This is a genomic window from Cupriavidus sp. 8B, assembly GCF_054589115.1.
This window is the reverse complement of the sequence record NZ_BAAILO010000331.1, coordinates 1-4,154: the sequence shown is the minus strand read 5'-3', so window position 1 is coordinate 4,154 and position 4,154 is coordinate 1. Positions and strand designations below refer to the sequence as shown.

Genomic DNA, 4,154 nt, shown 5'->3' with positions numbered 1-4,154 from the left:
CACGCGACGATAGTAGACCGGTGAGCCGATGTCGAGCGAGCCCAGGTCTTGCGCACGCAGCACGAACTGCCTGCCTGAGGCGTCGGCAGTGACAGTTGGCGGGACTTCGAGCCCGGTGAAGCTACGCGTCGTCTCGCCTGACTTGCCGGCATCCACGCCGATATACGCGCCCGATAGCAGCGTCTCGAGCCCCGACACGCCGCTGATTGCAAAGCGTGGCCGTACCACCCAGAAGCGTGTGTCGGCCACGGCGAAGGTCTCCGCATCCTTGGTCAGCGCGATCGTCGCGATTACATGCGAACGGTCCGCTGCCAGCCGTGCCGTCTTGACCAATCCGATATCGACGTCCTTGTAGCGCACGGGGGTCTTGCCCGGCGTCAGGCCTTCGGCGGTGCGGAATGTGACTGTGATCTCGGGCCCGCGCGATGCTAGCGTGTTGATCAACAATGAAATTCCGACTACCGCCGCAACGATGGGGATCAGCCAGACGAGCGAGGGTAGCCAACGCGCGCGAGGCTTGCGCCCGGGCTGCGGTACACCATGAAGCGGGGGATGATTAGTGTGTTCTGGCATGGTCGGAGTGCGGAAATTCGATGGGAGGAGGCGACATCTCAAGCGCATCCCACAGCAGACGGGGATCAAAGCTCAGTGACGCGAGCATGGTCAGTACGACAACCGAGGCAAAGGCCAGGGCCCCGGCCCCGGGCGTAATCGTGGCCAGCGCCCCGACCTGCACCAGCGAGGCCAGCAGTGCCACGACGAAGATGTCGAGCATGGACCACCGGCCGATGACCTCGACCAGCGCGTAGAGCCGGGTCTGTTCCCGGATGCGCCAGGTCGATCTGCGGCGCACCGATATCAGCAGCAATGTCAGGATCATCATCTTCAGCAGCGGGACAACAATGCTGGCGATCAGCACCACGAGCGCCAGCATGTGCGAGCCGGACAGCCACAGATAGATCACGCCGGACATGATGGTGTCGCGCTGCGTCCCGAGAATTGACTGCGTCACCATCACCGGGAGCAGATTGGCTGGGATATACAGAAGGTAAGCGGCCAACAGGAAGGCCCAGGTGCGCGACGCGCTGGCCGGCTTTCGATGATGCAGTACGGCGCCGCAGCGCGGACACGGTCCGGCCTCGAGCGTCATCGGACTGAGCCGGTCGCAAGCGTGGCATGACAGCAGTCCGCGCGAAGTGGCGGTCGCGTAGGGCAATTGAGTCGCGGTCATGATGCGGCGTCCGGCGAGCAGGTTTGTATGTCATCTGCACCGTGCGCATCGAGGTGATGCCACAGTTCGCGCGGATCGAAGGACAGGATGGCGGCAAGTACGACCACGAGGGCACCGAACGACCAGAGCGCGACGCCAGCAAGCACCTGCGCTATGGTCGACAGCTTTACCACCGTCACCAGCACGCCGATCATGAAAACCTCGATCATGCCCCACGGCCGCGTCTGGAGAATGCCGCGCACAAGGCGGTCGAATCCGGGTGGCATGCGGTGCTGCGCCATTGGCACGAGGAGGTAGCACATCATGAGTAACTCGGCCAGCGGAAGCAGGATCGTCGTGGCGAACACGAGCATCGCCACCGGCGTCATGTCATCCGCGTAGAGTGCTTGTACGGCGCCCCATAGCGTGGTCTCCATGCGCGAGCCCTTGAGTTCCATAGCGACAATCGGGTACGCGTTCGAGATCATGAACAGGATCAGAGCGGTCACCACGAGTGGCAGCAGGCGGCGATAGGCAAGCGAACTGTTGCGATAGAGTGCACCGCCGCAGCGCAGGCAGGTGGCACGTTCGCCCGGTTGCAGTGCCACGCGCATATGGAGTGCGTCGCAATGCTCGCACGCAACCAGCCGGTGCATGTCCTGTGGCGGAGCTGGCGGCGGGATGTGGTTCTGATGCACGACGTGTCCTGGGATGGTTATCGGCCTCGTTGCATGAGGCAAGCAGTGCGTCGAGCGCACCGGAATCTTTCGGGATTTCGGTATTCTGCTACAAAATGACTTGTATGTCATCATGACAATGAGTATCGTATAAGGATTGCAACGGGCACTTCTGCTGCAAAACGCCTCCTTGTCCCGCCGTTTCATGCAGCATGCAGGCTCTTTTTTTTTCAGAACGCTATCCATGAAGTTGTTTGCGAAGTGGAAATTCGCGATGGCCTGCCGCATGACATCCTTGCAGCGGCCGAACGGCTGGTCGTCGTGGCGCAGACACTGCGCTACGCTGCGCACTCGATGCGAGCCGAGGACGGCACTGAGCTTGTTCGTATCAAGGAAGGCGGGACGTGGCTTACGCCATGTTGTCGGCGTTGTAGCGGCGTATTGATATAATCGTCCAATCACATAAGGTCCTCAAATTGAAGATGCCTGCCGCCCCTGATCTTAAAGACCATCGCCCTCGCGTTGCAGCCGAACGGCGTGCACGGATGCGCATGCGTCTCATTGAAAGCGCGATGATTGTCTTTGCGCAAAGAGGTATCGGAGTCAGCGTGATTCCGGAAGTCATCGCGGCAGCTGGCGTCTCACAAGGTTCCTTCTACAACTACTTCCGTACTAACGACGATCTGCTGGCGGCTGTCAGCGAAGCGCTCAGTCACGACATGGTGCAAATGATCGAGAGCGTGGTCGGCAATATCGAAGACCCGGCGTTGCGTGTTGCAACGGGTATTCGCTTGTATCTGCACCTTGCACGATCCTATCCTGTGGTGGCGCAGTTTCTTTCCGGTACCGGCCTGAGTTTGGTCGGCAAGAAGAGTGCCGTGTACGAGTACCTGCCCTCGGATATCAAGGAAGGCCTGAAGACGGGCACGTTTGACGAGGCTTCGGCCGATGTTGCATTGGACATGGTGGCGGGCGCGGGGGTAATCGCCGTTCACCGTATGGCCCAGGGAAAAACGACTAAGGATTATCCTGAGCGGATTGTCCGGGCGGTGTTGCGGTCGCTCGGCGTGTCTGCATCGAATGCCACAAAGTTGACCTCTGCGCCTTTGCCAAAGCTGGTCGCTGCGCCTGAATCACTGCTCGAAAAGGCACAGGAGAAGCTCGCCGAAATGGCCGAGCCCTCCAACTCGCGAGCGTAGCCAACGCTACGGCACTTCGCCGCTCGCTTCGGCGAGCAAGCCATCGAATAGCACTTCGCTCGCATCCAGCGGCGACTTGGATATCGCATCAGCCGCCGCTTCCTCCACGCCTAAGGCACGCAATGCCACGGCGGCGGCGAGCTCCGAAAAATCTTCGCGACATTCGGTTTCAAGCATGCGGTGCATTGCGCTCATTGCCGCGCCGGCAACGATATTGAACCCCAGGGCGGTCGGCATGGGCTTGAAGCGATTGCGTCGAACACCTTCCTCTATGTCCCTGCGGACAAACTCCAGCATATTGGGTGCCTGGTAGCCAGCCCAGCCAAGCCGGCCAAGGATTCCAGCCACACCCGGCTGGCGTATCGTAAGTATCGACGCCAGCCGTATTCCCCTGGCGATGTGCTCGGCCGGGTCGTCATGGCCGCGCACAATGGGGTCGGCGGCCCGCACCCATTGTTCAGCAATCTTCCCAACAAGCTCCCGCACGATCGCGTCAGACGAAGGAAAGTACTTGTAGAACGTTCCACGTGACACCCGTGCTGCCGTAATGATGTCGTCGATGGAAGGCGTCGCGGCCCTGTTCTCTACCATCAAGCGCATCGCACTGTTCAGCAACAGCGAGCGCATACGCTGCCGCCGCTTTGCCGCAACTCGCTGACGGTGGTCGCGAGTCTCCCACGGTTCTGTTTCAGCTGCCAATCTCTTCTGTATTGGGGTCATTGATCTGTTTTTTCCTTATGGTCAATGAGTCGACATGGCCGCGCGCACAGCACTTCCTGCGCCTTCGGTCTTGCCCATCACATCACTCCGCATCCAGTGCTTGTCTCTGCGCGTCCACATGCTTGCGGTCGCATGCACCTTCTTCGTCTCATGTGGAATCCGGTACGTCATAGTCGTCCCGTTCCACACGTAAAATAAATTGTACGTCATCATGACACGTAAGTCAGTATGATGTATATTCCGGGCTATCGAGAAGGGCGAAAGCCCTAACAGGCCTGCCGTCGCTGACGCCAGCACGAGTCCGTGGAGCGGCTCGGTGGCGTGGATCGCTGATGACTCGCAGGCGAG

6 protein-coding genes are annotated in these 4,154 nt (G+C 60.1%); 1 reads left to right on the top strand and 5 read right to left on the bottom strand.

Annotated elements, in window-relative coordinates; all coding sequences use genetic code 11:
* From ACYP5B_RS33590 to ACYP5B_RS33580, 3 genes are all read right to left on the bottom strand, one after another.
* On the bottom strand, positions 1 to 573 hold a 573-nt coding region (locus ACYP5B_RS33590), incomplete at its 3' end, for a PqiB family protein (protein ID WP_459572503.1).
* Positions 557 to 1,231 carry a paraquat-inducible protein A gene (locus ACYP5B_RS33585; protein ID WP_400094307.1) on the bottom strand — a complete coding sequence of 225 codons (675 nt, stop codon included), beginning with the start codon at positions 1,229 to 1,231 and terminating at the stop codon, positions 557 to 559. The genes ACYP5B_RS33590 and ACYP5B_RS33585, both read right to left, overlap by 17 nt.
* On the bottom strand, positions 1,228 to 1,866 hold the full coding sequence (locus ACYP5B_RS33580; RefSeq protein WP_400094371.1) for a paraquat-inducible protein A: 639 nt from the start codon (positions 1,864 to 1,866) through the stop codon (positions 1,228 to 1,230). The genes ACYP5B_RS33585 and ACYP5B_RS33580 overlap by 4 nt, the downstream gene beginning before the upstream one ends.
* Before the next feature lie 572 nt (positions 1,867 to 2,438).
* Here ACYP5B_RS33580 and ACYP5B_RS33575 point away from each other — a divergent pair.
* On the top strand, positions 2,439 to 3,086 hold the full coding sequence (locus ACYP5B_RS33575; protein WP_400094308.1) for a TetR/AcrR family transcriptional regulator: 648 nt from the start codon (positions 2,439 to 2,441) through the stop codon (positions 3,084 to 3,086).
* A 6-nt stretch (positions 3,087 to 3,092) separates the two neighbouring features.
* Here ACYP5B_RS33575 and ACYP5B_RS33570 read toward each other — a convergent pair whose 3' ends face one another.
* Positions 3,093 to 3,713, bottom strand: a complete 621-nt coding sequence (locus tag ACYP5B_RS33570; RefSeq protein WP_459572502.1) for a TetR/AcrR family transcriptional regulator — start codon at positions 3,711 to 3,713, stop codon at positions 3,093 to 3,095.
* 114 nt (positions 3,714 to 3,827) lie between these two features.
* Positions 3,828 to 4,154 (bottom strand): hypothetical protein (locus ACYP5B_RS33565; RefSeq protein ID WP_459572501.1); only part of this gene is annotated, 327 nt, incomplete at its 5' end.

Bases quoted from the DNA above. Each gene is read 5' to 3' on its own strand.
- ACYP5B_RS33585 (WP_400094307.1), bottom strand. From the start codon at position 1,231: ATGACCGCGACTCAATTGCCCTACGCGACCGCCACTTCGCGCGGACTG.
- ACYP5B_RS33580 (WP_400094371.1), bottom strand. From the start codon at position 1,866: ATGCACCGGCTGGTTGCGTGCGAGCATTGCGACGCACTCCATATGCGC.
- ACYP5B_RS33575 (WP_400094308.1), top strand. From the start codon at position 2,439: ATGCGTCTCATTGAAAGCGCGATGATTGTCTTTGCGCAAAGAGGTATC.
- ACYP5B_RS33570 (WP_459572502.1), bottom strand. From the start codon at position 3,713: ATGCGCTCGCTGTTGCTGAACAGTGCGATGCGCTTGATGGTAGAGAAC.